We start from the raw sequence: 26,995 nt of genomic DNA, 5'->3' as shown, positions 1-26,995 counted from the left end.
TTGGGGATGAGGGGTGGCGACATGATCCAATCCGATACCTGGCACGATCCTGATCTGAACATGATTCGCGACGTCGTCGCGCATACGTCGGACGGGTGCGAGGGCTGTCTCGCACTCGGTACCCGGTGGGCACACCTGATGCTGTGCCTGACGTGTGGGTACGTCGGCTGCAGTGACTCGTCACCAATGCGCCATGCCAGACGCCACGCACAGACCAGCGGGCATCCGATTGCACAGTCTCTGCATCCCGGGGACAACTGGCGCTGGTGCTTCGTGCATGACGTCAAGATCTGTACGCCGTACCCGGCGACCGGGGCGAGGGTTGTGGGCCCGAGCGTCGTGCCGGGACTGACGAACGGCGTCAGACAGGATCTCCGTATCGCGAAATCGCAGTGAGCATCGCCGACCAGATGGCGTCTGCGTGAACTTCGGGCGGCGCATCGTCCAGCCAACCGGGACGCAGCGGGACGGCCCCCTCGGTAGTCGGCATCGTCGGCAAGTGGCCGGGGACGTCAGCGTCGGCGTCGGCGGCCGGCGTTGGCCTCGATGTGGCGGCGAACGAGGAGTCCGAAAGGTTCTCCTGGTGCGATTCGTGCCGCAAGTCGAGCAGTTGCCGACCCTCGCGGCCGCGGAGCAGAAACACCAGCAGCGGGTCGTCGTCGAGTATCCACGCGGCCTGGTACAGGACCGCCGCGGCATGTCGGCAAGGCGCGTCCCACTCCGCACACGTGCATGTCGCGTCCGCATCGAACATCGAAGGCAGGAGCGATATGCCGATTGCCGCGAGATCTTCGTACAGTTCGCGCGGAAGCGTTCCGCTGGACAACTGGGCGACGTGGCCACTCCTCGAGCCGAGCGCGGCAGATACCCGCTCCCACTCTGCACCGTCGAGAACATCGACACGAATGCGCACGTGCAGGAGCTCGTCGCTGGAATGCACGTCGGCGGAAAGAAGTCCGGCGGCGAAGGTCAGCGGGCCGACCATTCCGCCGCGGGCATGAGCGCGTCCCTGCTTCAGCGTGTGAGAGTCGAGTGCAGATTGCTCGAGATCGTCCACCCACTGCTGGGCCCACCAGGTCCTACCGCGAGTACGTTTGCCCCTCTGGACCCCGAAGGGGGGAAGTGTCAACGCGGTCGTTGTCACAGGATGCCTCCGAAATGATAGTCGGGGCTCAACGCCACGAGTTCAGTGAGTTCCCCGTCGGTCAGTTCGGTGAAGGCGCCGGCACCACGAAGTAGGACCGAGTCCGCGAGCGCTCGTTTGCTGTCGAGCATGCCGGCAATGCGCTCCTCGATGGTGCCCGCGGTGACGAAGCGATGGACCACCACCGGCCGGTGCTGGCCGATTCGGTAGGCACGATCGGTTGCTTGGTCTTCGACGGCCGGATTCCACCAGCGATCGAAGTGGACGACGTGATCCGCTCGCGTCAGATTGAGTCCGGTCCCCGCGGCTTTGAGGGACAGAATCAAGACCGGTACCTCGCAACTCTGAAACCGTTCCACCAGTTCCTCCCTGGCAGCTACCGAGATGCCGCCATGGAGGAATTCGCACTCGATACCGCGGGAGCTCAGGTGCTGCAGCAAAAGTCGCCCCATCGCAGTGAAGTGGGTGAAGACCAGCGATCGACCGTCCTCCGACAGAGTCGTGTCGACCAGGTCGTCGAGGAGGTCGATCTTCTGGGAGCGGCCCCTCAGGGACGTGGGCTGTTGCCCGAGGTACTGCGCAGGGTGGTTGCAGATCTGTTTGAGGCCGGTCAGCAGGGACACGATACCGCCGCGACGCTGCATGCCGTCGCTGCTGCGAATCTGTTCGAGAGCTTCCCGGACGAGCGCTTCGTACAACGCGGCCTGCTCTGGAGTGAGCCCGACATCGACGTCGATTTCGGTTTTCGGCGGAAGCTCCGGGGCTATCCCGGGATCCGACTTCTTTCGGCGTAGGACGAACGGTGCGATGAGGCCGGCCAGCTCGCTGGCACGATCCACGCCGTCGCCGCCGCTCGGGTTGTCGTAGCGCCGCCGAAACTGTGCGTATGTGCCGAGGAGACCGGGTGTGACACCGTCGAGTATCGACCACAGATCGCTGAGTCTGTTCTCCACCGGCGTTCCGGTGAGGGCTACGCGAGCCCGTCCCGGGACAGTGCGCAGAGCTCTCGTGACCGAGGCATTGCGATTCTTCAGATGCTGGGCCTCGTCCGCGACGACGAGTCCCCACCAGGTCGCGGCGAGGGCGCCGGCGTCGAGCCGCATCGTCGCATACGTGGTCAACACGATCGCGTCGGCGCTGTCCGTGAGGTACTCACTCGGCGCTGATCGTCTCGGGCCGTGATGGACGAAGACTCCCGTATCCGGGGCGAAGCGTTCGATCTCACGGCGCCAGTTGCCCAACAAGGATGCGGGGCAGACGACGAGGGAGGGTCCCGAGGTCTCGACTTCCTGCAGACGGTGGACGTGAAGCGCTATGAGGGTCAACGTCTTACCGAGTCCCATGTCGTCGGCCAGACAAGCCCCCAGCCCGCGGGAGGTGAGCGCGGCAAGCCATCGGAAGCCGGCAAGTTGGTAGTCCCGCAGCTGTGCGCGCAGCGCGGCCGGCACGGGCACGTCGAAGGTGATCTTGTCGGTGAGTTCTCGGGCCGTGCGGGCGAGTGTTCCGTAGGTATCGACACGACACTCTCCCTCGCCGCGGCCGGTTCGCCCTGTCAACGAGGCGCGTAGTGCCTCGACCATCGGCATCGTGCCGGTTCGCCGCTGCAGGGTCTTCCGCACGAGCGCCGAGTCGGCGACCACGTAGCGATTACGCAGTCGCACCACGGCGCGTTCGGAAGCGACCAGCTTCTCCATGTCCTCCCTGGTGAGCACCTCGTCACCGATCGCCACCCGCCAGTCGAACCGGAAGGCGTGGTCACCACCGAACGCGGTGGGCCCCTCACTCAACGCGGAATCGCCCAGAACCATGCGGGTCGATGTCTGCGTCATCAGCTCCCGCGGCCAGTGGATCTCGATGCCTTCATCGCGTAGACGAGCGCCGGCGTCACCGGCAAGTGTTGCGACGTCGTCGTCGTCGAGCCTGATTCGATCCGGCGCCTCGGAGCGCAGGAGATCCTCGAGCGGTGCCCACCGAAGCGCGGCACGACGGAGAGCTTCGAGCACCGCAATCCGCGGGTCGACCTTGAATGCGGACTCCGCCATGCTCGGATGGCGCCAGAGATCCACGGCGTCGCAGACGATCCCGGGCCTGTCCACCCCGTGCACCTGGAGGGTGGCGTCGAAATCGCTGTCCACCAGATCGACGGTTCCCATGGTCGGAACCGGATCGATGCGCAGGGACAGAGCCACGGTCGTGGGCGCGTGGGAGGCGGTCCAGGCCCCTAGTCGGGGAACACTGACGGTGTCCCATCCCAGATACGGTAAGGCGTCGGACTCGGCGGGGGCGCACAACCTCGGAAGCGCATCGAGGACGGACGTCACAAAGCCGCGCACCACCTCCGACGCAGCCGGAAGCAGGACCGCCCTTGCGTCCTCGGACAGTTCACCCGAGGGGATCGCGCGGGCCTCGGGTGGAAGGGCAGCGGCAAGGCTGCTGAGGTGGCGTTGCTCGTCCGTGTCGAGGACGCCGAGTCGCCACACGTCCTGTCCGCCCGCGGTCACAGACGGAAGAATCGAACCCTTCGCGAGATACGCGACGGCGGTCCGACCGCAGGCGGCGAAGAAGGCGACCGACCGGTGGACCTCGGCCTCGGCCGGCAGGGTCAAGAGTATGGGGAGCGCGTCGCGCAGGGATACTCGCCGCGTCGGAAGGCTGGCTACCGCATGCTCGCCGACGGCGAGGCGCGTGTACGAGTCCGCGTTCGGGGGAGGGGCACCCTGTGGTTCGTCGTTCCAGAAGACAAGGTGTGCGTTCCGCGGAACTTCGGCGGGTACGAACGTGGCCGCGAAGCTCGTGAGAGCCGGCTCTACTGTCACAACTTCACCCTTCCCAGCGGACGTGCAGGCGACATCGCCCCACATGCCAGCGCCTCATACGGTACGTCGTACGTCAACGACGCGGTGATCCCTCGAGTTCCCGAGACGTCATGGGAAGATTCCGGCATGGCTGGAATCGCGACACCACAGGGCGGCGACCCGGCTCGAACCATGGAGTTGCTGTGGGGCGGTGGCACTGCGCCCGTGTCGCGGCCCCGTCGGGGAAAGGCGGGGCTGAACCTCGACCGCATCGTCGACGTCGCGATCGGCCTCGCCGACGCGGAGGGACTCGATGCTGTCTCGATGCGCCGCGTCGCAGCTGAGCTCGGAGCCGGGGCGATGTCGCTGTACACGCACGTTCCCGGCAAGGTGGAACTGGTCGATGTGATGACCGACCGGGTGCTGTCCACTCTCCACGCCGCCCCCGACGACCCGGTTGCAGGGTGGCGGGATCGGCTCGCCGCGGCAGCACGCGGCTATTTCGAGCTTCTCCGCGCCCATCCGTGGATGCTGAACGTCGTCACACTCAGCCGGCCGGTGCTGGGACCCGGGGCTATGGCGAAGTACGAGCGCGAGCTGGCTGCGGTCGAAGGGCTCGGACTGTCAGACCTCGAGATGGACTCCGTGGTGACCCTGCTCGACAGTTTCGCGGTAGGCGCCGCGCGGGCCGCCGCCGAAGCGGCATCACTGGCTGCGCGGGGAGACGCCGACAGCGAATGGTGGCGCAGCATTGCGCCGCATTTCGAGAAGGTGTTCGACCCCGACCGCTTTCCGCTTGCCGCCCGAGTCGGGGCCTCGGCCGGCGAACACCACAACGCCGCCTTCGCCCCCGACCATGCCTTCGAATTCGGTCTCGCCCGCCTACTCGACGGAATCGGCGCCCTGATCCGAAACGGTGGACGCTCCCTCGAGTAGCGCCGTGGGAACAGCCAGCCGGGTGGGTTCCACGCGACCGCGGAGAGTCACGCTGTCCGTGAGTGTCCACTGCCGCCGTTCGTCCTCGCCTGCTGCGTCGGTGGCACGCTGGGAGGCCACAAGCCGTCCGGGGACGTTCTTGGCCAACTCGGACAGACGCGCCGCTTCGTTGACGGGATCGCCGATCACCGTGTACTCGAATCGTTCGTGTGCTCCGATGTTGCCCGCGACCGCGCGCCCGGTCGCAACTCCGATGCCCGCCTCGCACTCGCGGACCTCGGCGGCGAGCCGTTCGCGCAGAGCACGAGCGGCGGACAGTGCTGCACCCGCATGATCGTCGAGCGCGACCGGTGCACCGAAGATGGCCAGCGCGGCATCACCTTCGAACTTGTTGACGAACCCGCATCGGCGGTCCACCTCGTCGACCACGACATTGAAGAATCGGTTGAGTAAGTCCACGACCTCCGCGGGGGAGCGGGTGGCGGTCAAGGTGGTTGATCCGATGATGTCGACGAAGAGCACCGATACATCCCGCTCCTCACCGCCCAGCTCCGGCCGGTGGCGAAGCGCATTGCTCGCAACCTCCTGCCCGACGTGTCGTCCGAAGAGATCGCGGATCTTTTCGCGCTCGCGCAGGCCCTCGGCCATGCGATTGAAGCCGGTCTGCAGCTCGCCCAGTTCGGTACCGTCGTACACGATCACCTCGGCGTCCAGCTTCCCGTCGGCGACCTCGGCCATCCCTAACTGCACCGATCGGATCGGAGCCTCGGTGGCCCGCACGCTGATCACGACGAGCAGCAAGCCGAAACAGAGGATTACACCACCGAGCGCGAGGATCGACACCGCAAGGCTGGTGGGACTGGCGTAGCGAATGAAACTGAACACAGCGATGAGCATCAGTCCGAGCAATGGCACTCCGGTTCCGAGGACCCAGGCGAGCACGGTTCGACCGGTGATACCCAGGGTCCGGCGGGTCCGCGGTTCTCCTGAACTCAGCGCCCGGGCTGCGACGGGGCGCAGGGCGAATTCGGTGAGTAGATAGCAGAACGCACAGATGGTTATTCCGGCAAAGGCAACGGTGAATGCCACTTTGGGGATTGTTTGCGGGTTGATGATGCCGTACAGCGCGGTGAAGAACACCCATCCCAGACCCCACAGGGCCGCCTGAACTCGCGTCAGCCGCCACGGCGCCCGGAACGCAGCCGCACGGTCGCTCTCGGTGGGGTCGCGGTCGACTGTGGACCATCGAAGGTCGGAGACGATCCGCCGAGTGCCCCACGTCACCCCGATCAACACTGCTGTCAGCACGAATACCGGCACCGCGACGAAATTGGCGAGCATGAATTCACCGGACCACACGCTCGGCCCGGGGACGACCACGCTGATGAGCAGACACGCGATCAGTGCCCCGATGAGGTTGGTGACCACCAACGGAGCGGTGAGCAGTAATTGGACTCGGACGCGGCGGCGGCGCGGGCTTTCGTCCGGCGATCCGAGCAACCACGACCCCAGCGGGGCGACAGATCTGCGAGGGCGGCGCATAGTCATTCGAGACTAGTCGGCGCGATCCCTTAGGGTGATCGAGTGCGCCTAGTGATTGCCAGATGCCGAGTCGACTACGTAGGCCGCTTGACGGCACATCTTCCCACTGCGCGTCGTCTGTTGCTGATCAAGGCCGACGGATCGGTGAGCATTCACGCCGACGACCGCGCCTACAAGCCGCTCAACTGGATGAGCCCGCCGTGCTGGCTCGTCGAAGGAGCCGCGGACGACGGCGGAGCACTGTGGGTTGTCACCAACAAGGCCGGTGAGGAACTACGCATCACGATCGAGGACATCGAGCACGACTCCAGCCACGAGCTCGGGGTCGATCCCGGACTCGTCAAGGACGGCGTCGAAGCGCACCTGCAGGAACTGCTTGCCGAACACGTCGAGACGCTGGGCACCGGATACACACTCGTGCGTCGCGAATACATGACGGCCATCGGCCCGGTCGACCTCCTGTGCCGGAACGCCGATGGCGCGTCCGTCGCCGTCGAGATCAAGCGCAGAGGTGACATCGACGGAGTCGAACAGTTGACGCGGTACCTCGAACTTCTCAACCGGGACCCCTTGCTCGCGCCGGTGAGCGGAGTCTTCGCCGCCCAACAGATCAAGCCTCAAGCGAAAACTCTTGCCACGGACCGCGGGATCCGATGCTTGGTGCTCGACTACGAAGCGCTCCGGGGCACCGAGAGCACCGAGTTCCGGCTTTTCTGAGACCTAGGCTGGTTCCGTGCCCCGTCGCAAACCCCAACCCAGGACCACGCGTCGAGGTGCGTCCAATGCGAACCGCGACGAAGCAGGGTTCGGCGATGCACTGACACGCCGGGAATCGGGCCCCGGCGGGTACAGCGACGAGGACTACGTCGTGCGCGCCATCCCGGGGTCACGCGCCACCAAGACCTACCGGTGCCCGGGCTGCGATCACGACATCCGGCCGGGGGTACCCCATCTCGTGACGTGGCCCGCGGAATACGGCGGGGCCGATGACCGGCGGCACTGGCACACCGGGTGCTGGTCGGGACGCAGCACCCGGGGCCTGACGCGCCGGTGGTCCTAGCTGCCCGTCTTGACCGTCCGCTGATCCGCCGAGTCGGCGTTCGATTCCTCGTCGACCGCCGACAGGACTGCGGTGTCGGTATCCGAGTGATCGTCTGCCTTGTCGTCGGACTCGACCCGAGCTGAGGTGGACTCGTTTCGCGCGGGAGCGTTCTTCTGCGCAGACCGGGAGTCGTTGCTCTCGTTGGAGCGTGCGTTCGACTGCAGGGCGGTCTCGGGGTGGGCGTCCAGTAGTTCGCTCTCCCGGTTGACGGACGCCAGCATGGCCGGAACCGAATCGAGCTGACCCCGAATGCCCAACAGCTGAGCGAGGATTCGGCCGCGGAGTACGCGAAGCTCCTCGGCAAGTTCCTTGGCGTGGGCGATCTTGCGCTCCGACTGGTCGGTGGCCGCCTGCAGCCTGCGTTCCGCCTCGTGCGTGGCGTCGGCGAGCCGTCGCTGAGCTTCGGCCTTGCTGGTCGCCTCGAGTTCGTTGACCGCGGCAATCGTCTTCTGCCTGCGCTCGGACATGGAGAGGTCGAAATCTTCCTGCACCTGCGCCCGGCGCAGCTCGGCCTCGGCGGCGAGGCGGTCACGCTCGGCCTGCGCCGCCTCGACGATGCGCGCCGCCTCGGTGCGGGCTTTGGCCATGGTTTGCGTGTGCTCGGTCTCGAGGGCGCTACGACGGTCCTCGAGTTCGGCGACCAGGGACTCGTACTGGCCACGAAGCTGAGCGGCCTCCTGCTCGGCGATCGAGATCATCTCCGCAGCATCGGCCTCGGCCTTGGCACGCACCTCCGAGGCTTCGTCGGACGCCAGGCGGAGCATCCGCGAGATGCGGTCGCTCATACCCTCCGCGGTAGTGGGGGGAACGGACAGGCGATCGACGTCCTTGCGGAGCTCGTCGATCTCGTCCCGCGCATCGTCGAGCTGCTTAGCGAGATCGCGTGCCTGCGCCGCCGCCGCGTCCCGGTCGGCCGCCGTCACGCGCAACTCCGCATCGAAACGCTCGAAGTAGTTGCGTACCTCGTCCCGGTCGAAGCCCTTACGCGCCACGGAGAACGGAAGGGGGATCGAACCGCGGTCCTGCTCGTTTACCATGGCCGCCAATCTACCTGGGCAAAGCCGTGCTTGTCTTTCGGCCTACCTGGTCTTCACCGCTCCGGCGCAGGCCACGGGGCCTACAGCCTCAGTGGCCTGACGACGGCTCCGCCTCAGTGGCCTGACGACGGCTCCACGAGCTCGATGAGGACTCCGCCGGCATCCTTGGGATGGACGAAGTTGATCCGCGAGTCCGCGGTACCGCGGCGGGGAGCGTCGTACAAGAGGCGTACGCCGCGATCGCGGAGCTGCGCGGAGAGGGCGTCGATGTCGGTGACTCGGTACGCCAGCTGCTGGAGACCGGGACCGCTCCGGTCGATGAACTTGGCGATGGTCGAGCTCTCGTTCAGCGGGGCGAGCAGCTGCAGCGCGGTGCTGCCCTCGGGCGCGCCGACGACGCTGAGCATCGCCTCACGCACGCCCTGCTCCTCGTTCACTTCCTCATGGGTCGACACCATGCCGAGATGCTCCGCGTACCACGCGATGGCCGAATCGAGGTCGGGAACGGCGATGCCGACGTGGTCGACGGCGGTCACCAGGTCCGAAGACAGCGGCGACGGGGGCTGAGAGGGGGAGGTCTGTGTCATGCCCTCGACGTTAGCGCTACCGTTTCTGTAGTTCTCGTCGGGATGTGACTTCCGTCGTGCTGTGCACGCAGACGTGTTCGCCCGGACGTGATCGGCCGACAGAAATCGAAGGATCCGCGGAGGAAAACGTGACCAGTTCTGTGATTGTTGCCGGGGCCCGTACGCCGATGGGTCGGTTGATGGGTTCGTTGAAGGATTTCTCGGGTTCGGATCTGGGTGGGATCGCGATCAAGGGTGCGCTGGAGAAGGCGGGGGTGGCGCCGGATCAGGTGGAGTACGTGATCATGGGTCAGGTCCTGACGGCGGGGGCGGGGCAGATGCCGGCGCGGCAGGCGGCGGTCGCGGCGGGGATTCCGATGGATGTGCCGGCGTTGACGGTGAACAAGGTGTGTTTGTCGGGGATCGATGCGATTGCTTTGGCGGATCAGTTGATCCGGGCGGGGGAGTTCGAGGTGGTCGTTGCCGGTGGGCAGGAGTCGATGTCGCGGGCGCCGCATCTGCTGGAGAAGTCGCGGGAGGGGTTCAAGTACGGCGATGTGACGATGCGTGATCACATGGCGTTCGACGGGTTGCACGACATTTTCACCGATCAGGCCATGGGAAATCTGACGGAGGCACGGAACAAGTCCGACAGTGTCCCGGTCAGCCGCGAGGATCAGGACGCGTTCGCGGCGGCGTCGCACCAGAACGCGGCCCGGGCGTGGAAGGACGGGTTGTTCGACGACGAGGTGGTGCCCGTGTCGATCCCGCAGCGCAAGGGCGATCCGGTGGTCTTCGCCGTTGACGAAGGGGTGCGCGCCGACACCACAATCGACACGTTGGCAAAGTTGCGTCCCGCCTTCGCGAAGGACGGGACGGTCACGGCCGGGTCCGCGTCGCAAATCTCCGACGGTGCGGCGGCAGTGGTCGTGATGAGCAAGGCCAAGGCCGAGGAGCTCGGTCTCGAGTGGCTGGCCGAGATCGGGTCACACGGGGTGGTCGCCGGACCCGACTCGACGTTGCAGTCGCAGCCGGCCCGGGCGATCGCGAAGGCGTGCGCGAAGGAGAGCATCGACCCGAAGGATCTCGATCTCGTCGAGATCAACGAGGCCTTCGCGGCTGTCGGGATCGTCTCGACCCGTGAGCTGGGGCTGGATCCGGCGAAGGTCAACGTCAATGGCGGCGCGATCGCTGTGGGGCATCCGCTGGGCATGTCCGGGGCGCGGATCACCCTGCATCTGGCCCTCGAGCTGCAACGCCGCGGCGGCGGTGTGGGTGTGGCCGCACTGTGCGGCGGCGGCGGTCAGGGTGACGCCCTGATCGTCCGCGTCCCCAAGAAGTAGATGGGCGACGAGCCGTGGTGGTGTATCTCACACCACTACGGACCGTCGTAGATAGTCGGGCACAATGGTCGCCATGGCGAACGTCTTCGATCTCAGCACCACGGCCAAGCGCTTCCGATTTGTCGCAATTCTGGAAGCAATCACCTGGCTCGGCCTCCTCATCGGTATGGCTTTCAAGTATCTGCCCGCCGACGGCAACGAGATCGGTGTGAAGATCTTCGGCCCCCTCCACGGGGGTGTATTCGTCCTGTACGTCTTGATCGCGCTGTGGACGGCACGAAAGCTGAGCTGGTCTCTGCTCACCACGTTCTGGGCGCTCGTTGCCAGCATTCCCCCCTTCGGCACGGTCGTGTTCGAGGTCTGGGCCGTCCGCGCCGGTCGCATGGCTGAACTGTCCGACGAGAGCGCAACGAAGAACACGCCTTCGCTCGTCTGAGGCCGAAGGAGGTCGCGCCTCCCTCGGGGTCGTCTGCCCGCTTTCCGGTACGCCCACGAATCGTGACAAACTGGGTGCGTGACTCGACCAGGTTCTCGTCCTCCCGCGCGTTCCTCTGCAGTGGCCGCCGCCATGACCGGCGCAGTCGATCTGTCAGCACTCAAGGAGCGCGCCACCACCCCGCCCCCTGCACCCTCCGGAAACGGAGCCGCGCCCTCTGCCGCCGGTTCCGGGCTCGCCCCGGTCGTCGAGGTCACCGAGGCCAACTTCGAAGCCGAGGTGCTCGTCCGGTCCCAGCAGGTCCCGGTCGTCGTCGACCTCTGGGCCACCTGGTGTGAGCCGTGCAAGCAACTCTCGCCGCTGCTCGAGAAGTTGGCTCACGAGGCGGGTGGCACCTGGGTGCTTGCCAAGGTCGACGTCGACGCCAACCCGCGCATCGCCCAGGCATTCGGGGTCCAGTCGGTCCCGACGGTCGTCGCCATCGCGGCGGGGCAGCCCCTGGCGGACTTCCAGGGTGCGCAGCCCGAACCGCAACTGCGTCAGTGGCTGGCCGCCATTGCGCAGGCAGTCGCCGGAAAACTCAGCGGCCCTCCGTCGGATGGTGCAGACGCCGACCAGCCGGAACCGGAGGACCCCCGCTTCGTTGCTGCCGAGGCAGCCCTCGACGAAGGCGATCTGGCCGGCGCAGAAGCCGCATTCCAGCGCATCCTCGACGAGGAACCCGCCAACGCCGAAGCGCAGGGTGCGCTTCGGCAGGTTCGTTTCCTCGCCCGCGTGCAATCGGTGGATCCCTCTGCCGTCGCGGCGGCGGATGCGGCGCCCGACGATATCGATGCTCAGCTGCAGGCCGCCGACGTGGAGCTCTACTCGCAGGCCCCGGAAGCTGCTTTCGCCCGGTTGATCGGTGTGATTGCTCGGAGCGCCGGCGACGACAAGACGAGGGTCCGTACCCGCCTGGTCGAGCTGTTCGAATTGTTCGACCCTGCCGAACCGGTGGTCATGGCGGCACGCAGGAAACTCGCGGCCGCGCTGTACTGACCGGTGCCCGGGGCGGGTCAGCGGTAGCGTCCCTCGCAGGCCTGCTCGCCGCCCAGCACCCCGGTGCGGAAGGCGTCGACCCGGGAGAACCCACTCGGGACGGTTTCGCCGTTGACATCGCTGGCGGCGAGCCCGTCGGTGAGCAGCCCCGACACTGCCTCGTCGAGGTCGCCGGGGGAAAGCCACACACTGCCCTCCTCGAGGGTGGCCGGATTTTCCGGGCTCAGCGCCGTGGTGATGACGCCGGACAAACAGGCGGCGCGCAGAGCTGTCTGCGGTGAATGCAGGTCGTCTCCACGGTCCTTCTGCAGGGCCAGGGTGTACCGCGACGCCAGCAGAACGTATGCGTTGTAGTCGCCGGTCAGATCGGTCTGGAACAGCTCGCGCCGGCCCAGCCGGCCCGGTGTGCCACGCTCGGCAAGGGCATCGACACTGACGCCGATGGTGTTGCTCGCCGGACAGAACGACACGGGCTCGGTGACCTCCGCGTCTCTGCAACCGAGGTCGGCGCCGTCGAAGTTCAGCTCCGGCGGATCGCTGAGATTGAAGATCTGCTGGAACGACGTGAAGAACGCCTCCAGCGACTCCTCGGTGACGGGTAGTTCACCGTCGTCGGATTCATCGGCGAAGAACTGAGGGAGGTCGGCACGGCGAGAATCGATCTCCTTCTCGTCGATGCGCGTACAGGGTGCGGGGCCGTCGGTGAATCCGATCTGCGTGGCGGTGACCCGCTCGAACGCCGAACCGTGAACATTGCCGGGGTCGCTGGGATCGGTATCGCCGATCGCGACCGCCGACGCCAGCACCTTGTTCAACCCGTCGGAGGTGTTCAACGTGAAGTGGGGTGACTTGTCTTCCGCGATGTGCCGCATGAATGCCCCGCCGAAGCAGTCGGCCTGCTGCTCGCGAACGATGCCCCCGCCTACCTCGACCTCGGCGATTCCCGCCTTGGTCTGAACGGCATGCCCGTACTCGTGGGCGAGGACGAAAACCGCGGCCACTACACCGAACTTCTCCACGACCTCGGGTAGGAGGAGCGCGCGGTCCCAGCCGATGGTGTGGTCGGTGCTGCAATACCCGGCATTGAGCAATTCTTCGGTGCCGTCCCCGCAGAACCGCGGACCGTCCGAATCCCGGGGGTCCCACGAAATCAGTTCTTCGACCGGTTCGAAGTCGCGATGGAACAGAGCGGGGAACTGGGTGCGCCAGTAGGACTCGATGTCGCTGACAGCGTTGGCGACCATCGTGTCGATCTCGCCGCCGTCGGTACCGGTGACGGGAAGGTCGGCGTCCGGCACCCCCTTCCGGGCGCCACTCGGCCCGGACGTGGCGTCCAGACCGGCGACCTTGAACGGATCGTCGTAGATGGAGGCGGCGTCACCGTCGATCGATCGCGCGCAGCCGCACAGTACGACCAGGGCGAGCACACTCATACCCACGACCCACTGCCGACGTCTGGTCAACAACGCCGTGCTCTCATCAACGCTCCAGACTCATCCAGATCGCGCCGTTGGCCGGCAATGCCACCTCGGCAGAGGCGGGCCGCCCGTGCCATGGCTGCGAAGTTGCCGTCACTGCCCCGAGATTTCCCCAACCCGACCCCCCATAGATTTCGGCGTCGGTATTGAGAATCTCACGCCATGTGCCCAATTCGGGCAAGCCCACTCTATAACTGCCGTGTGGCGTACCCGAGAAATTGAACAGACACGCCACTATCGAACCGTCGGTGCCGTAGCGGAGGAAGCTCAGAACGTTGTTCGCGGTGTCATTGGCATCAATCCACGAATAGCCGCCCGGGGACGTATCGAGCGTCCACAGCGCCGGATGCGCCCTGTAGGTGGCATTGAGATCGCCGATCAGTTTCAGGAGACCGCCGTGCAAGCGTCCGGTGTGGGGATCGTCGATTTCGTACCAGTCGAGGCTGCGCTCTTCCGACCACTCCCGCGTCTGGCCGAACTCCTGCCCCATGAACAGCAGTTGCTTGCCGGGGTGCGCCCACATGTACGCCAGCAGAGACCGGACACCCGCAGCCTTCGCATAGTCGTCACCTGGCATCCGAGTCCACAACGTGCCCTTGCCGTGCACCACCTCGTCGTGGCTGATGGGCAACAGATAATTTTCACTCCACGCATAGACGAGCGAGAAGGTGATCTCGTGGTGGTGATAGCTCCGATGGACGGGATCGTGACCGAGATACCCGAGGGTGTCGTGCATCCAGCCCATGTTCCATTTCATGCTGAATCCGAGACCGCCGATGTTCGTCGGGCGGGTGACACCGGGCCACGCCGTCGACTCCTCGGCAATCGTGACGACCCCAGAATGGTGCTTGTGGACCGTCGCGTTCATTTCCTGAAGGAAGTCGACTGCTTCGAGATTCTCCCGGCCACCGTGGATGTTGGGCGTCCAGCCGCCTTCCGGTCGCGAGTAGTCGAGGTAGAGCATCGACGCCACCGCATCGACGCGGAGCCCGTCCACATGGAACTCGTCGAGCCAGAACAGGGCATTGGCAACGAGGAAATTACGGACCTCGCGTCTGCCGAAGTCGAAGACATAGGTTCCCCAGTCGAGCTGCTCACCGCGCCGGGGATCGCCGTGCTCGTACAGCGGGGTGCCGTCGAAACGGGCGAGCGCCCACTCGTCCTTCGGGAAATGGGCAGGTACCCAGTCGACGATTACGCCGATCCCCGACGTGTGGAGGCGGTCGACGAACCACCGAAAATCGTCGGGGGAGCCGAAGCGCGACGTGGGCGCATAGTACGACGTCACCTGGTAACCCCAGGATCCACCGAACGGGTGCTCGGCGACCGGCAGCAACTCCACGTGGGTGAAACCGCACTCGGTGACATAGGTGGCCAATTCCTCGGCCATGTCGCGGTAGCTCAACCCTGGACGCCACGAGGCGAGATGCACTTCGTACACACTCATCGGCGATTGTGTCGGGTCGGTGCTCGCCCGCTGCTCGAGCCACTCGGCGTCATCCCATTCGTGCGTACTGATCGCCACGCGGGACGCTGTCGCCGGCGGCACCTCGGTGGCGAACGCCATGGGGTCCGCCTTGTCCCGCACGCTTCCGTCACGGCCGTGGACGCGGAACTTGTACAGCTCGCCGACCTCGATACCGGGAATGAACAGCTCCCAGACACCGGTAGAGCCGAGCACCCGCATGGGAAAGGTCTCGCCGCCCCAGCCGTCGAAGCTGCCGATCACGCTGACCCCACGGGCAGCGGGTGCCCAGACGGCAAACGACGTGCCGGTCACCGTTCCGTCCGGGGTGTCGTACGAGCGTCGGTGCGCCCCCAGAATTTCCCACAGGCGCTCGTGCCTGCCCTCCCCGAAGAGGTGCAGATCGAGCTCACCGAGGGTCGGCAGGAAGCGGTAGCCATCCGCCGCGAGGTCGGTGTGGCCGCCGGGCCACGTCGTCGACACCCGGTAATCGATCAGGTCACGGTAGGGAACCAGCGCTCCCCACATACCGTGCGCGATGTGCTCGAGTGGGAAGCTCTTTCCGCCGATCACCGCTTCGACGGACTCGGCCCGCGGGCGCAGAACACGGATGACCGTGCCGTCGGGGTGGGGGTGTGCCCCGAGGACAGAGTGCGGGTTGTGGTGAATGCACCGCGCCAGCAGATCCAGATCGGCGTCGTCGGGTGCGATTGCAGTGGGCGGTTGGACGGCCACTATGTACCTCCGCGGTATGCCAGCTTCGTCCTGGCCGGATAGGGAATGGACGGCAGAGCCAGAATATGGGCCACCGAACGCCAGGGCTCGAGACGCACGAAGTTCGCCTGCCCCCAGTGGTACTGCTCCCCGGTGACCTCGTCGAGCACGGGTAGATGGTCGTGCCAGTCACGTCCGAGTGCCGGCATGTCGAGCCACACCGTTCCCTGCTCGGCGCCGAACGGATTGAGGTTGATCACCGTCAGCACGGCGTCACCCGTGGTCGCGTCGAACTTCGAATATGCGATGAGTGCATCGTTGTCGACGTGATGGAAGTGCAGGTTTCGCAGCTGCTGCAACGCTGGGTGCTGACGGCGGATGCGGTTGAGCGCGGTGAGCCATGAATCGAGGGACTCACCGCGGGCGGCGGCACCTTCGAAATCGCGGGGGCGCAGCTGGTACTTCTCGGAGTCGAGGTACTCCTCACTCCCCGGACGCACCGGAAGGTGCTCGTACAGTTCGTAACCCGAGTAGACGCCCCACGTCGGTGACAGAGTCGCGGCCAGTGCGGCGCGCAACGCGAACATGCCGGGACCACCGGTTTGCAGGCTCTCGTGCAGGATGTCCGGGGTGTTGACGAAGAGGTTGGGCCGCGCCTCGTCGGCCTTCGCTGCTATCTCATTGCCGAATTCGGTCAACTCCCATTTGGCCGTCCGCCACGTGAAATAGGTGTACGACTGAGTGAACCCGCGCCGGGCCAGTCCGTACAGTCGCGCCGGCCGGGTGAATGCCTCGGACAAGAACAACACGTCCGGATCGGTCTTCTTGACCTCCGCGATCAGCCACTCCCAGAAGTCCGGTGGCTTGGTGTGCGGATTGTCGACCCGGAAGATTTTCACCCCCGCGGCGATCCAGTGCCGCACCACACGCAGGACCTCCGCGTAGATGCCGTCCTTGTCGTTGTCGAAGTTGACCGGATAGATGTCCTGGTACTTCTTCGGCGGGTTCTCCGCGTAGGCGATGGTGCCGTCCGGAAGGACCGTGAACCATTCCGGATGGTCCCGCGCCCACGGATGGTCGGGCGCGCACTGCAGCGCGAGGTCGATGGCGACTTCGAGGTCGAGTGCGCGCGCCGCAGCGACGAACGCCTCGAAATCCTGCATCGTTCCGAGCTCCGGATGTATCGCGTCGTGACCGCCTTCGGCCGATCCGATCGCCCACGGCGAGCCCACGTCGTCCGGCCCGGGAGTCAGCGTGTTGTTGGGTCCCTTGCGGTTGATCACGCCGATCGGGTGGATGGGCGGCAGGTACACGACGTCGAAGCCCATGGCCGCGATCCGGGGCAGCGCGGCGGCGGAGGTGGCGAAGGTGCCGTGCCGGGGCTTCCCGTTCTCGTCCCAGCCTCCCGTCGACCGGGGGAAGAATTCGTACCACGACCCGAAGAGCGCCCGTGTGCGGTCGACGAGGACACTGTGCGCTTCACTTCTGGTGACCAGATCACGTAAGGGATGCGCCCGCAGAAGTTCGGCGACGTCCGAACCGAATGCCGGGGCCACCCGCTCGCCGAGCGGATGCTCGGATCGCAACGATGCGGCGACACCGATCAGCCGCGAACGGTCGTTCCGCGGGACACCCTTGGCGGCACGCTCGAACAGCCGGGCGCCGTTCTCCAGATCGTTGGCCAGCTCGGACGGCCCCTGCCCGACCGAGAGCTTGGCCTCCACGGCATGCTTCCAGGTGGTGATCGGGTCGCTCCACGCCTCGATCCGGAAGGTCCACATTCCTTCACTGGTGGGCGTGAAGGAACCGTCGACGGTGTCAGGCGCAGGTCCAGGGTTCATGGGAATGCGAAAGGTCGCCGATCCGCCGGAGGATGCGGTACGGGGTCCTCGCACCGCGAGAGTGGCGGCCACGGCATCGTGCCCCTCCCGCCATACCTTCGCCCGCACGGGAAATACCTCACCGACAACAGCCTTGGCAGGGTAACGCCCGCCCGAGATGTCGGGCATCACGTCGTCGATGCCGAGTCGACCTGTCACACTGGGCTCCGTTCCATAGTCGGAAGTTGCCGACGACGCTTCGTTCCGCCGCCGGTTTCAACCGTAATGGAGCAGACCGGTCCCTGTCCCAGTTGGCGACAGCGCCCCGCGGGAGGGGCTTGGAGACTGGACCGCGCGCCGTGGCAGGTCGGCCGAACTCGCTCGCATCCCGCGACACGACACCACCCGGCCGGAAGTGCATTATTGTTCGCGAAGTGAAAGCCTTGCGTCGGTTCACTGTCCGAGCCCACCTTCCCGAGCGTCTCGCCGCGCTCGGCCCGCTGTCGACGAATCTGCGCTGGTCGTGGCATACGGCCACGCAGGAGCTCTTTTCGCTGCTGGACGAGGACCTGTGGCGGCGCGTGCAGTACGACCCCATCCGGATGCTCGGTGAAGTCGAGCCGGCTCGCTTGGACGAGCTGGCCGAGGACGTCCCCTTCCTAGCCCGCCTCGACGCCGCCGCCGCCGATCTCGACCAGTACCTGTCCCGGCCGCGCTGGTACCAGAATCAACAGGCGAAAGGTGTTTCGCTCGGGGGTGGGATCGCCTACTTCTCAATGGAGTTCGGTGTCAGCGAAGTGCTGCCCAATTACTCCGGTGGGCTGGGCATTCTTGCCGGTGATCACCTGAAGGCGGCATCCGATCTGGGTCTTCCGCTGATCGGTGTGGGCCTGCTGTACCGATCGGGGTACTTCCGGCAGTCGCTGACCGCGGACGGCTGGCAGTCCGAGCACTACCCGGCCTACGACCCGCAGGGATTGCCGCTGCGTTTGCTGACGGAGTCGGGTCCGGACGCCGGAACTGCCTCTCCCATCCTCGTTCACGTTGCGGTTCCCGGTGGCCGAGTGTTGCGCGCCCGGGTATGGATCGCTCAGGTGGGCCGGGTACCGCTGCTGCTGCTCGACTCCGACATCGCCGAGAACGACGCCGAGATGCGTGGGGTCACGGACAGGCTGTACGGCGGCGACCAGGATCACCGGATCAAGCAGGAAATCCTGGCCGGTATCGGAGGGGTCCGCGCGGTGCGGGCATACACTCAGGCGCACGATCTGCCCGATCCGGTGGTCTTCCACATGAACGAAGGACACGCCGGATTCCTCGGACTCGAGCGAATCCGCGAGTTGGTGACCGGTGCGGGACTTGTTTTCGACGAAGCACTGGCCACCGTGCGCGCAGGCACCGTCTTCACGACGCATACGCCTGTTCCGGCCGGAATCGACAGATTCCCCGCGGACCTGGTCCGGCACTACTTCGGCGGGGACAACGCCGAGAACGAATCTGCGCTGCTCCCCGGGCTGACGATGGATCGCATCATCGGCCTCGGCAGCGAGCCGGATCCGTCGGTATTCAACATGGCGCACATGGGTCTGCGCCTCGGCCAGCGTGCCAACGGAGTGTCGAAACTGCACGGAATCGTCAGTCGCGCCATGTTCCGGCCACTGTGGCCGAACTTCGACGCCGACGAGGTCCCGATCGGTTCGGTGACCAACGGTGTCCACGCCCCCACCTGGGCGGCACCGGAATGGGTCGACCTCGCCACCCGCATCCTCGGACCCGAGCTGGTGGAGGAGGCCAAGGGGTGGGAGCGATTGCAAGAACTGTCCGCCGACGAGCTGTGGTCCACGCGCAACAGCCTCCGCACCAAACTGGTCGAGGAGGTACGACGACGCGTGCGGGCATCCTGGATCGAGCGCGGCGCCACCTCCGCAGAATTGGGATGGACCGACGAAGTTTTCGATCCGGGTGTCCTCACCGTCGGCTTTGCCCGCCGGGTTCCCACGTACAAGCGGCTCACCCTGATGCTGCGCGATCCCGACCGGCTGCGCGCACTGCTCCTCGACGAGAAGCGGCCGGTCCAGCTGGTGGTCGCGGGGAAGAGTCATCCGGCTGACGACGGGGGCAAGGCTCTCATCCAGCAGATCGTGCGGTTCGCCGACGCAGCGGACGTGCGGCATCGGATCGTGTTCCTGCCCGACTACGACATGTCGATGGCCCGGTATCTGTATTGGGGTTGCGATGTGTGGCTCAACAATCCGCTGCGCCCACTGGAGGCCTGCGGGACGTCGGGGATGAAATCCGCGTTGAACGGTGGACTGAACCTGTCGATCCGGGACGGGTGGTGGGACGAGATGTTCGACGGCGAGAACGGCTGGGCCATCCCGACGGCGGACGGGGTCGTCGACGAGACGCGCCGGGACGACCTGGAAGCCAGCGCACTGTACGAACTGCTCGAGCGGGCAGTGTTGCCGAGGTTCTACGACCGCGGTCCGGACGGTTTGCCTGTGCACTGGGTAGAGATGGTCCGGCACACCCTGCAGAACCTGGGTCCCAAGGTGCTGGCCTCGCGAATGGTGCGTGACTACGCCGTCCAGTACTACGCGCCCGCAGCGGATTCGGCGCGTACGGTGGCGGCCGACGGTTACGCCGGCGCCCGCGAGCTGGCCGAGTTCCGGCATCGCGTCGAGGCCGCCTGGCCGTCGGTTGCGGTGTTGCAGGTGGACGGCGAGGGACTTCCCGACACCCCGGAGATCGGCGCCAACCTGGTGCTGCGCGCCCATATCCGGCTCGGTGCGTTGTCCGTCGAGGACGTCACCGTGCAGGCTGTCATCGGAAAGACGGATCTGGACGAGGAGCTCAGCGACATCGTCACCGTTCCGATGACGCACGACGGGTCCGACGGTGCTACGGAGTTGTTCGTCGCAGACACCGCCCTTCCGCTGTCGGGGTCGGTCGGCTACACGGTGCGAGTGCTCCCGAAGCACCGGCTGCTCGTCGACCCCTCAGAGCTGGGCCTGGTGGCGGTACCGAGTATGTAGCTGGCGGCGGCCGACGTCCCGGTGGCGGAAACCGGCGGCGCCGGCGAGAACCAGGACAGTCGCGGAAACGAGAAGCACGAATGGCGGGAGCAAGGACTCGGCCGGCGGTTTCGGGGTGTGGTGGAACGGTGACAGCACCCCGAACCTCTCCGGAAGCACATGGGTGAACAGTGCGGCGACCAGAACATAACCGAGGTACGACCACAACAGAGGCAACGCCCGCGGGACGAGCCCGTACACGGCTGCGCCCAGGCCGACCATCAGGAACAGTGCGGGTACGACGTTCAGAGCAGCCCCGATCGGAGCGGCTGAGGTGAGGCTCGAGCCGATGCCCGCGGCCAGAGTGATCGTGGCGGCCGCACCGGCGATGATCAGCACATGGCTGGCGAACCACCTCGTGCGCGACCCCGCTGCGGCCACGGCCTCGTCGGTCGTGCCGGTTGATTCCTGCGCGGATACCGATGTGAACGCAGCCACGGCGTACGCCGCGGCCAGTCCCGCCAGAATTACCAGGTGATGAGCCGATACCTCGTCGACGGTCGTGCGTGCGGGCAGCACCTTCCCGTGCTGACCGAGGATTCCGAGGGGGAGCGACAGCGCAAATACTCCCAAACCCCACACGAGGGCCTGAGCTTGCAGACCTCGTGCTGCCAAAGCCGCAATTGCCGCGCGGGACGGGGCTGCTCGAGCGTGACCGCGTCGGGGTGGGAACAGTCCGGAACCGACGTCACGCCGGTCGACGGCGGCGTACGCGCACGCCGCGATGACCATTGAGGCGGCGAGACCGATCAGCAGTGGCCACCATCGTTCGTCGACGTAGGCGCGGGTTGCTTGCGACCATCCGAGCGGCGACACCCAGGTGAGAAGGCTGCCACTGTGCTCGTGCCGGACATCGCCCACGGCGCGGAGAGCGACGGCGACGCCGATCGCGGCGATGCCGGCACCGCTCGCCGTGCGGGCATGCTCGGTCAACTGGGATGCGAGCGCGGAGAACGCCGTGAACACGAGACCCACCACCAGGACCCCGGCCGACATGGTGAGTGATCCCACCGGCGGAAGTCCCACTGCCAGAAGTCCGATCACGAGAAGCAGGCCGACGAAGACGTTGGCGAGCGCAGCGGAGATCAGACCGGCCGTGAGATTCGCATAGCGTCCCACGACACCGGTATGCACCAACTCGAGGCGTCCGCACTCCTCTTCGGCGCGCAGATGTCGGGCCACGAGCAGCACGGACATGACGGCTGCCGCCACCATCGTCATCCCGGCGACCTCGTTGGCCACCATCGCGCCGAGCGTGTAGTGGTCCAGTCCGTATCCGGGACCGGCGAGGGCTGTCGCGGCAGGGGAGGAGAGGAGCCCGGCCCGGGCCTGCCGGGCGACGGCGGTCGGGTAGGTCGTCGAGCAACTCCACGCGACGAGGACAGTGAGCCCGACGATGGCGACCGTCCACACGGGAATTCGAACCCGGTCGGTTCGGACCGCCAGTTCGGTGAGAACCCCGGTGCCGCTCAACCGGCTCACCGGGACTGCCCGCCGGCCAGTACCTTGGCCTCGCCGCGGTTCTCGCGACGGAGCACGTCCTCGAGTGTCGGCGGGTTCGCGACGATCGAGACGATCCCCAACCCGGTCAGGGTGGTGAGAACCGGATCGAGCTGTTCGGGGTCGACGTCGAAGGTGACCGTGTGGCGGTCGTCGCCGCCGCGCAGATTGTGGACTCCCGGCACATTGCCGATGGGGTGCGGTCGAATTCGGGTGGTGGCGGTGACGGTGGTTCGGTGACACCCGCGCAGATCCGACAGCTTCCCCGCCTGCACGGTGCGGCCGGCGCGAATAATGGTGACGGCGCTACACAGAGTGTCGATCTCGGCGAGGCTGTGGCTCGACAACAACACCGTTCCTCCGCCGGCCGCGAACTCGGCGACGCACTCTCGAAAGACCGCTGCGAGCATCGGATCCAGCCCGGACATCGGTTCGTCGAGGACGAGTAGTTCGCTGTCGGCGGCGAGCGCCGCCACCAATGCGATCTTCTGGCGATCACCCTTCGAATAGGTCCGGCCCTTGCGCGTCGGGTCGAGCTCGAAACGTTCGATCATCGATCGACACAGTGCCGGGTCGACGCCGCTGCGAAGCCGGCCGAGGACGTCGATCGCTTGCCCGCCCGTGAGGCCGGGCCAGAGCGCCACCTCGCCCGGCACGTACGCGACGCGCCTGTGTAAGGAGACCGAGTTCCGCCACGGATCCTGACCGAGCACCCTGGCCGTGCCACCGCCGGGGCGGAGCAATCCGAGCAGTACCCGGATCGTGGTGGTCTTGCCGGAACCGCCGGGCCCCAGCAGACCGTGCACCTCGCCGGACTGCACTGTCAGATCGAGGCCGTCGAGGGCGAGGACGTCACCGAATTTTTTGGTCAGTGCTCGGACGGAGATCGCTGAGGCCATCGGACGAGCATAGGTGTGGACGTTCCCGGCGTCCGCGCGAGTCCGGTCTGCCGATCAACTACGCGAGTCCCGAATTCTGCCCAGGGCCTTGCGCACGACCTCGGGGTCGGACGTCTCCCAGAACGGCGGCAGCGACGCGCGGAGATATCCGGAGTAACGGGCGGTCGCCAGACGTGGATCAAGCACGGCGACAACACCTTTGTCGTCGACGCTGCGCAGTAACCGGCCCACTCCCTGGGCGAGGAGGAGTGCGGCGTGATTGGCCGCCACCGAGAGAAATCCGTTTCCTCCGCGAGACTCCACAGCCTTCTGCCGAGCCACCAGTAGGGGGTCGTCGGGGCGCGGGAAGGGAATGCGGTCGAGGATGACGAGACTGAGGGACGGGCCCGGCACGTCGACGCCCTGCCACAGTGACAGCGTGCCGAACAGGGATGTCGGTTCGTCGCCGGCGAAGGCTCGGACCAGGGCTCCGGTGGAGTCGTCACCTTGGCAGAGAACGGGAGTGTCGAGACGCTCACGCATGGCCTCGGCGGCCGCCTTGGCCGCGCGCATCGAGGAGAACAGGCCGAGTGTGCGTCCGCCGGCAGCGGCGACCAGTTCGGCGATCTCGTCGAGGTAGGAAGGAACCAGACCGTCGCGACCCGGCGGCGGAAGGTGCTTGGCGATGTAGAGAATTCCGGCGCGCGCGTGATCGAACGGCGAGCCGACGTCCAGCGCATTCCATTTCAAAGTGCCCGCGTCCGACGGTGCCTCGGTGCCGGTGGCCAATGCCGGATCGATGACGACGGACGATTCGGCCGGAAGTCCCCAGTTGACCGCCAGACCGTCGAAGGAGCCGCCGACCGTGAGCGTGGCGGACGTGAGGACCACCGTCGACTCGGCGAACAGCCGCGACCGTAGGAGGCCGCCCACAGACAACGGAGCCATCCGCACGACCCGCCGGACCGAACTCCGATTGTCGTCCGCGGCCAGCCAGACGACGTCCCGTCGCTGGGCGGGATCCGGCTCGTCGAATGCGCTGAGCACCCGGACGGCGCTGTCGTGCACTTCCTCCACCGCTGCCAGGGCGGTGTTACGTGCGGCGGCGGCCTCGGGATCGCTCAGCGCCATGCCCGGACGTGACGGACCGATGGCTGTGCGCAGTGACCAGGCGGCGTCACGGACAGCAGCGAGCGCAGGTGCCGCACCCGGTGGCAGCGCCTCCCACCGCTCCGGTCGTAGTTCCTCGAGAAGCGCCGCCCATCCCTCGCCTGCTGCTTCGAGGCGATCCGCGTCCTGCTCCTCGACCAGTTTGGTGCACCGGCGGGCTGCGGCGCTGATCGTCGACGCGGCGAGTTCGGCGGTGGCGACATTCGTGACGCGATCCACCAACTCGTGGGCCTCGTCGATGACCACGACGTCGTGCTCGGGGAGGATCGCAATTCCCGTGATGGCGTCGATGGCCAGCAGCGCGTGATTGGTGACGACGACGTCTACCTGGGACGCCTCCGAGCGGGCACGCTCGGCGAAGCAGTCCTCACCGACCGGGCACCGGGACTTGCCGAGGCATTCCCGCGCGGTGACGCTGACCTGCCGCCACGCTTTGTCGCTGACGCCGGGGGCCAGATCGTCGCGGTCACCGGTGTCGGTTTCCGAGGACCACTCGGTGAGCCGCTGCACCTCCCTGCCGAGGCGTGAGACCGCGAAGGGGTCGAACAGCTCGTCCGTCGGCGGTTCGTCGGCGGCTCCCGTGTGGATCTTGTTCATGCACAGATAGTTGTTGCGCCCCTTGAGGATCGCGAAGTGCGGCCGCCTGCCGAGAGAGTCCTCGAGGGCGTCGGCGAGGCGCGGCATGTCGCGATCGATCAGCTGGCGTTGCAGTGCGATGGTGGCCGTCGAGACAACCACCGTCTTCCCACTCTGCACCGCATGCCGCACGCTCGGCACCAGGTAGGCCAGCGACTTGCCGGTGCCGGTTCCGGCTTGCACGGCCAGATGCTCCCCGGTATCGATCGAATGCGCAACGGCCGACGCCATCGTGAGCTGGTTCGATCGTTCGGCACCACCCAGCGACCGCACCGCCGTGCGCAACAGCTCGGGGACGTTGGGAAGGTTTTCGGGCACCCGAGCAGGTTACTCGGGACCTACGTCAGAAATCGCTCCGCCATCGCAAGAGGCGTCTCGGTCACGGCCCTGCAGGTGCACGCCTGCGGCGCGCATCTCGGTCAGCGCCGACTCGACGGTCGTCGGAGAGACACCCGCAGTGAGGGGCAGCAGTACCCGGGTGGTGAACCCGGCCTTCGCTGCGTCCAGTGCCGTGGCTCGCACGCAGTGATCGGTGGCGATACCGACGATGTCGACGTCGGTGACCCCGGCGTCATGCAACCACTTCTCGAGTCCCCAGCCCTCGGGATTCGTACCCTCGAAGCCGGAATACGCCGCGGAGAACTCTCCCTTGGAGAAAACCGTGGCGATACGGCTCGTGTCCAGGTCGGGATGAAATTCCACTCCCGGCGTACCCACTTTGCAGTGCACGGGCCAGGTATCCACGAAGTCCGGTTCGTCGGCGAAGTGGTGACCCGGATCGATGTGGTGATCGATGGTCGCGGCGACAGCGTCGTAGTCGGCAGTGTCGAGGAAGCGGCTGATCGCGGCTGCGACCGCGGAACCGCCCTGGACGGCAAGGGCCCCGCCCTCGCAGAAGTCGTTCTGCACATCGACGACGAGCAGCGCACGGCGCGCTCGGATGCTCTCGGTGTCGCTCACAACGTCCTTCCCTGGATGGCACGGCTGTCGGTGTCGGCGAACCGGGTGGGGACAGCCGGATCGCCGTGGGACAACTTCAACCCCTCCCACGGCAGACTTACCAAGCCTGCCGCAAGAAGCGATCGACTCTCTTCCAGGGTATCGGCGTCCGCGACGGCCTCGCCACCGCGCACCAGCGGAACGAGCAGGTCGCGGGCCTCGAGCCCGTTCTGTTCGGGTCGGGGCGCGCGCGCCGGATAGATCACTTCCTCCACGACGGTCCCGGTATCGCGGGAGAAGCGGACCGCCCGCTTCGCGCCACCCCGGGACGTCTTCAGACTGCTCCGCTTCTCGACGGGAATGCCGTTCACCTCGACGAGCTTGTAGACCATTCCGGCGGTGGGGGCACCAGAGCCCACGACGACAGCGGTGCCCACCCCGTACACGTCGACCGGCTCGGCGCGCAACGCCGCGATGGCGTACTCGTCGAGGTCTCCGGAAACGACGATCTTGGTCTTCGTGGCGCCGAGGTCGTCGAGTTGTCGGCGAACCTGACGGGCCAGGACACCGAGGTCGCCGGAGTCGATCCGGACGCCGCCCAATTCGGTTCCCGCGACCTCGACGGCGGTCTTCACGCCACTCGTGATGTCGTAGGTGTCGACGAGCAGGGTGGTCGCCACACCCAGCGCCGCCACCTGACCCCGGAAGGCGGCGGCCTCGTCGGGTCCGTCCGCGGTGGTGTGCAGCAGGGTGAACGCGTGTGCGCTGGTACCCGCGCCGGGTACACCGTGCCTGCGCACAGCCTCGAGATTGGACGTGGCGGTGAAACCCGCGAGGTACGCGGCGCGTGCCGCCGCGACGGCAGACTCCTCGTGTGTGCGCCGCGAGCCCATCTCGATCATGGGGCGACCGTCCGCAGCGCTGACCATCCGCGCGGCAGCCGAAGCTATCGCGCTGTCGTGGTTGAGGATCGACAGGATCAGCGTTTCGAGCACCACGCACTCGGCGAACGTTCCGCTCACCGACAGGATCGGCGAGCCGGGGAAATAGAGCTCACCCTCGCGGTAGCCGTCGATGTCCCCGGTGAAGCGGTACGTGCGCAGCCACGCCACGGTCGCGTCGTCGAGGAAACGTGAGACCACATCGATCTCGGCGTCCCCGAAACGAAAGGTCGCCAAGGCGGAGAGCAGTCGAGAGGTACCGGCGACCACCCCGTACCGACGACCGTCGGGCAGGCGCCGGGCGAAGACCTCGAAACTGCACCGGCGATGCGCAGAACCGTCGGCGAGGGCCGCCGACAGCATCGTCAACTCGTACTGATCGGTGAACAATGCGCTGCTGTTTCGGGACACCCGGCCACTCTAAGCCGCGGTGTCGCGGGA

21 protein-coding genes are annotated in these 26,995 nt (G+C 66.5%); 8 read left to right on the top strand and 13 right to left on the bottom strand.

Features of this window, described 5'->3' with window-relative positions; all coding sequences use genetic code 11:
* Positions 1-6 precede the first annotated feature (6 nt).
* On the top strand, positions 7-396 hold the full coding sequence (locus tag JQT59_RS26895) for a UBP-type zinc finger domain-containing protein (RefSeq protein WP_349307039.1): 390 nt from the start codon (positions 7-9) through the stop codon (positions 394-396).
* Here the strand turns inward: JQT59_RS26895 and JQT59_RS26890 are convergent.
* Together JQT59_RS26890 and JQT59_RS26885 are read right to left on the bottom strand one after the other, a co-directional pair.
* A complete protein-coding gene (locus JQT59_RS26890) occupies positions 362-1,144 on the bottom strand; it encodes an SWIM zinc finger family protein (protein WP_213572660.1) in 783 nt (260 codons plus the stop codon). The genes JQT59_RS26895 and JQT59_RS26890 overlap by 35 nt on opposite strands.
* On the bottom strand, positions 1,141-3,960 hold the full coding sequence (locus JQT59_RS26885; protein ID WP_213572659.1) for a DEAD/DEAH box helicase: 2,820 nt from the start codon (positions 3,958-3,960) through the stop codon (positions 1,141-1,143). The genes JQT59_RS26890 and JQT59_RS26885 overlap by 4 nt, the downstream gene beginning before the upstream one ends.
* A 126-nt stretch (positions 3,961-4,086) precedes the next feature.
* Between JQT59_RS26885 and JQT59_RS26880 the strand changes: the two genes are divergently transcribed.
* A complete protein-coding gene (locus JQT59_RS26880; protein WP_213572658.1) occupies positions 4,087-4,875 on the top strand; it encodes a TetR/AcrR family transcriptional regulator in 789 nt (262 codons plus the stop codon).
* Here the strand turns inward: JQT59_RS26880 and JQT59_RS26875 are convergent.
* Positions 4,822-6,417: an adenylate/guanylate cyclase domain-containing protein gene (locus tag JQT59_RS26875; protein WP_213578117.1), complete on the bottom strand. Its 1,596-nt coding sequence runs from the start codon at positions 6,415-6,417 to the stop codon at positions 4,822-4,824. The two genes, JQT59_RS26880 and JQT59_RS26875, sit on opposite strands and share 54 nt — an antisense overlap.
* A 42-nt stretch (positions 6,418-6,459) precedes the next feature.
* Here JQT59_RS26875 and nucS point away from each other — a divergent pair, with 42 nt between their 5' ends.
* Positions 6,460-7,134 carry an endonuclease NucS gene (gene nucS / locus JQT59_RS26870; protein WP_109328727.1) on the top strand — a complete coding sequence of 225 codons (675 nt, stop codon included), beginning with the start codon at positions 6,460-6,462 and terminating at the stop codon, positions 7,132-7,134.
* Between the two features lie 16 nt (positions 7,135-7,150).
* The gene (locus tag JQT59_RS26865; RefSeq protein ID WP_213572657.1) at positions 7,151-7,477 is read left to right on the top strand and encodes an Rv1322 family protein; all 327 of its coding nucleotides are present in this window, start codon (positions 7,151-7,153) and stop codon (positions 7,475-7,477) included.
* Here the strand turns inward: JQT59_RS26865 and JQT59_RS26860 are convergent.
* Together JQT59_RS26860 and mce are read right to left on the bottom strand one after the other, a co-directional pair.
* Positions 7,474-8,556: a coiled-coil domain-containing protein gene (locus JQT59_RS26860; protein ID WP_213572656.1), complete on the bottom strand. Its 1,083-nt coding sequence runs from the start codon at positions 8,554-8,556 to the stop codon at positions 7,474-7,476. The genes JQT59_RS26865 and JQT59_RS26860 overlap by 4 nt on opposite strands.
* 113 nt (positions 8,557-8,669) lie before the next feature.
* Positions 8,670-9,143 (bottom strand): methylmalonyl-CoA epimerase, encoded by a 474-nt coding sequence (gene mce / locus JQT59_RS26855; protein ID WP_213572655.1) that lies wholly within the window; start codon positions 9,141-9,143, stop codon positions 8,670-8,672.
* Positions 9,144-9,271: 128 nt separating this feature from the next.
* On the opposite strand from mce, the gene JQT59_RS26850 reads away from it, so the two are divergent.
* The 3 genes from JQT59_RS26850 (at position 9,272) to JQT59_RS26840 (ending at position 11,939) form a co-directional block, all read left to right on the top strand.
* Positions 9,272-10,465, top strand: a complete 1,194-nt coding sequence (locus JQT59_RS26850; protein ID WP_213572654.1) for an acetyl-CoA C-acetyltransferase — start codon at positions 9,272-9,274, stop codon at positions 10,463-10,465.
* Positions 10,466-10,529: 64 nt separating this feature from the next.
* Positions 10,530-10,901, top strand: a complete 372-nt coding sequence (locus JQT59_RS26845; RefSeq protein WP_213572653.1) for a DUF3817 domain-containing protein — start codon at positions 10,530-10,532, stop codon at positions 10,899-10,901.
* Positions 10,902-11,033: 132 nt separating this feature from the next.
* Positions 11,034-11,939: a tetratricopeptide repeat protein gene (locus JQT59_RS26840; protein WP_213572652.1), complete on the top strand. Its 906-nt coding sequence runs from the start codon at positions 11,034-11,036 to the stop codon at positions 11,937-11,939.
* Between the two features lie 17 nt (positions 11,940-11,956).
* On the opposite strand, the gene JQT59_RS26835 is transcribed toward JQT59_RS26840, so the two are convergent.
* From JQT59_RS26835 to JQT59_RS26825, 3 genes are read right to left on the bottom strand one after another with little or no spacing between them, the layout of a single operon-like run.
* On the bottom strand, positions 11,957-13,372 hold the full coding sequence (locus tag JQT59_RS26835; RefSeq protein ID WP_213572651.1) for a neutral zinc metallopeptidase: 1,416 nt from the start codon (positions 13,370-13,372) through the stop codon (positions 11,957-11,959).
* 46 nt (positions 13,373-13,418) lie between these two features.
* Positions 13,419-15,617 carry a 1,4-alpha-glucan branching protein GlgB gene (glgB, locus tag JQT59_RS26830; protein ID WP_213572650.1) on the bottom strand — a complete coding sequence of 733 codons (2,199 nt, stop codon included), beginning with the start codon at positions 15,615-15,617 and terminating at the stop codon, positions 13,419-13,421.
* A complete protein-coding gene (locus tag JQT59_RS26825; RefSeq protein WP_213572649.1) occupies positions 15,617-17,635 on the bottom strand; it encodes an alpha-1,4-glucan--maltose-1-phosphate maltosyltransferase in 2,019 nt (672 codons plus the stop codon). Before JQT59_RS26825 ends, glgB begins: the two co-directional genes overlap by 1 nt.
* A gap of 215 nt (positions 17,636-17,850) precedes the next feature.
* On the opposite strand from JQT59_RS26825, the gene glgP reads away from it, so the two are divergent.
* Complete coding sequence (gene glgP / locus JQT59_RS26820; protein ID WP_213572648.1) at positions 17,851-20,451, top strand: alpha-glucan family phosphorylase; 2,601 nt, start codon at positions 17,851-17,853, stop codon at positions 20,449-20,451.
* Here the strand turns inward: glgP and JQT59_RS26815 are convergent.
* The 5 genes from JQT59_RS26815 to JQT59_RS26795 are packed head-to-tail and all read right to left on the bottom strand — an operon-like array spanning position 20,416 to position 26,965.
* A complete protein-coding gene (locus JQT59_RS26815) occupies positions 20,416-21,972 on the bottom strand; it encodes an ABC transporter permease (RefSeq protein WP_213572647.1) in 1,557 nt (518 codons plus the stop codon). The two genes, glgP and JQT59_RS26815, sit on opposite strands and share 36 nt — an antisense overlap.
* On the bottom strand, positions 21,969-22,889 hold the full coding sequence (locus JQT59_RS26810) for an ABC transporter ATP-binding protein (RefSeq protein WP_213572646.1): 921 nt from the start codon (positions 22,887-22,889) through the stop codon (positions 21,969-21,971). Before JQT59_RS26810 ends, JQT59_RS26815 begins: the two co-directional genes overlap by 4 nt.
* Positions 22,890-22,943: 54 nt before the next feature.
* Complete coding sequence (locus JQT59_RS26805) at positions 22,944-24,992, bottom strand: ATP-dependent DNA helicase (RefSeq protein ID WP_213572645.1); 2,049 nt, start codon at positions 24,990-24,992, stop codon at positions 22,944-22,946.
* 9 nt (positions 24,993-25,001) lie between these two features.
* Positions 25,002-25,634 carry a nicotinamidase gene (locus JQT59_RS26800; protein ID WP_213572644.1) on the bottom strand — a complete coding sequence of 211 codons (633 nt, stop codon included), beginning with the start codon at positions 25,632-25,634 and terminating at the stop codon, positions 25,002-25,004.
* Positions 25,631-26,965, bottom strand: coding sequence for a nicotinate phosphoribosyltransferase (locus JQT59_RS26795; protein WP_283254017.1), 1,335 nt, complete (start codon positions 26,963-26,965; stop codon positions 25,631-25,633). The genes JQT59_RS26800 and JQT59_RS26795 overlap by 4 nt, the downstream gene beginning before the upstream one ends.
* Between the last annotated feature and the right edge of the window lie 30 nt (positions 26,966-26,995).

The sequence above is a fragment of the Rhodococcus sp. USK13 genome, assembly GCF_018343855.1.
GTDB lineage: Bacteria > Actinomycetota > Actinomycetes > Mycobacteriales > Mycobacteriaceae > Rhodococcus_F > Rhodococcus_F oxybenzonivorans.
The sequence above is the reverse complement of the archived record's forward strand: the minus strand, read 5'-3'. Positions and strand labels throughout refer to the sequence as shown.

Coding starts and splice junctions, on each gene's coding strand:
- JQT59_RS26840 (WP_213572652.1), top strand. CDS start 11,034: ATGACCGGCGCAGTCGATCTGTCAGCACTCAAGGAGCGCGCCACCACC.
- JQT59_RS26880 (WP_213572658.1), top strand. CDS start 4,087: ATGGCTGGAATCGCGACACCACAGGGCGGCGACCCGGCTCGAACCATG.
- JQT59_RS26860 (WP_213572656.1), bottom strand. CDS start 8,556: ATGGTAAACGAGCAGGACCGCGGTTCGATCCCCCTTCCGTTCTCCGTG.
- JQT59_RS26895 (WP_349307039.1), top strand. CDS start 7: ATGAGGGGTGGCGACATGATCCAATCCGATACCTGGCACGATCCTGAT.
- JQT59_RS26810 (WP_213572646.1), bottom strand. CDS start 22,889: ATGGCCTCAGCGATCTCCGTCCGAGCACTGACCAAAAAATTCGGTGAC.
- JQT59_RS26845 (WP_213572653.1), top strand. CDS start 10,530: ATGGTCGCCATGGCGAACGTCTTCGATCTCAGCACCACGGCCAAGCGC.
- JQT59_RS26835 (WP_213572651.1), bottom strand. CDS start 13,372: ATGAGTGTGCTCGCCCTGGTCGTACTGTGCGGCTGCGCGCGATCGATC.
- mce (WP_213572655.1), bottom strand. CDS start 9,143: ATGACACAGACCTCCCCCTCTCAGCCCCCGTCGCCGCTGTCTTCGGAC.
- JQT59_RS26875 (WP_213578117.1), bottom strand. CDS start 6,417: ATGCGCCGCCCTCGCAGATCTGTCGCCCCGCTGGGGTCGTGGTTGCTC.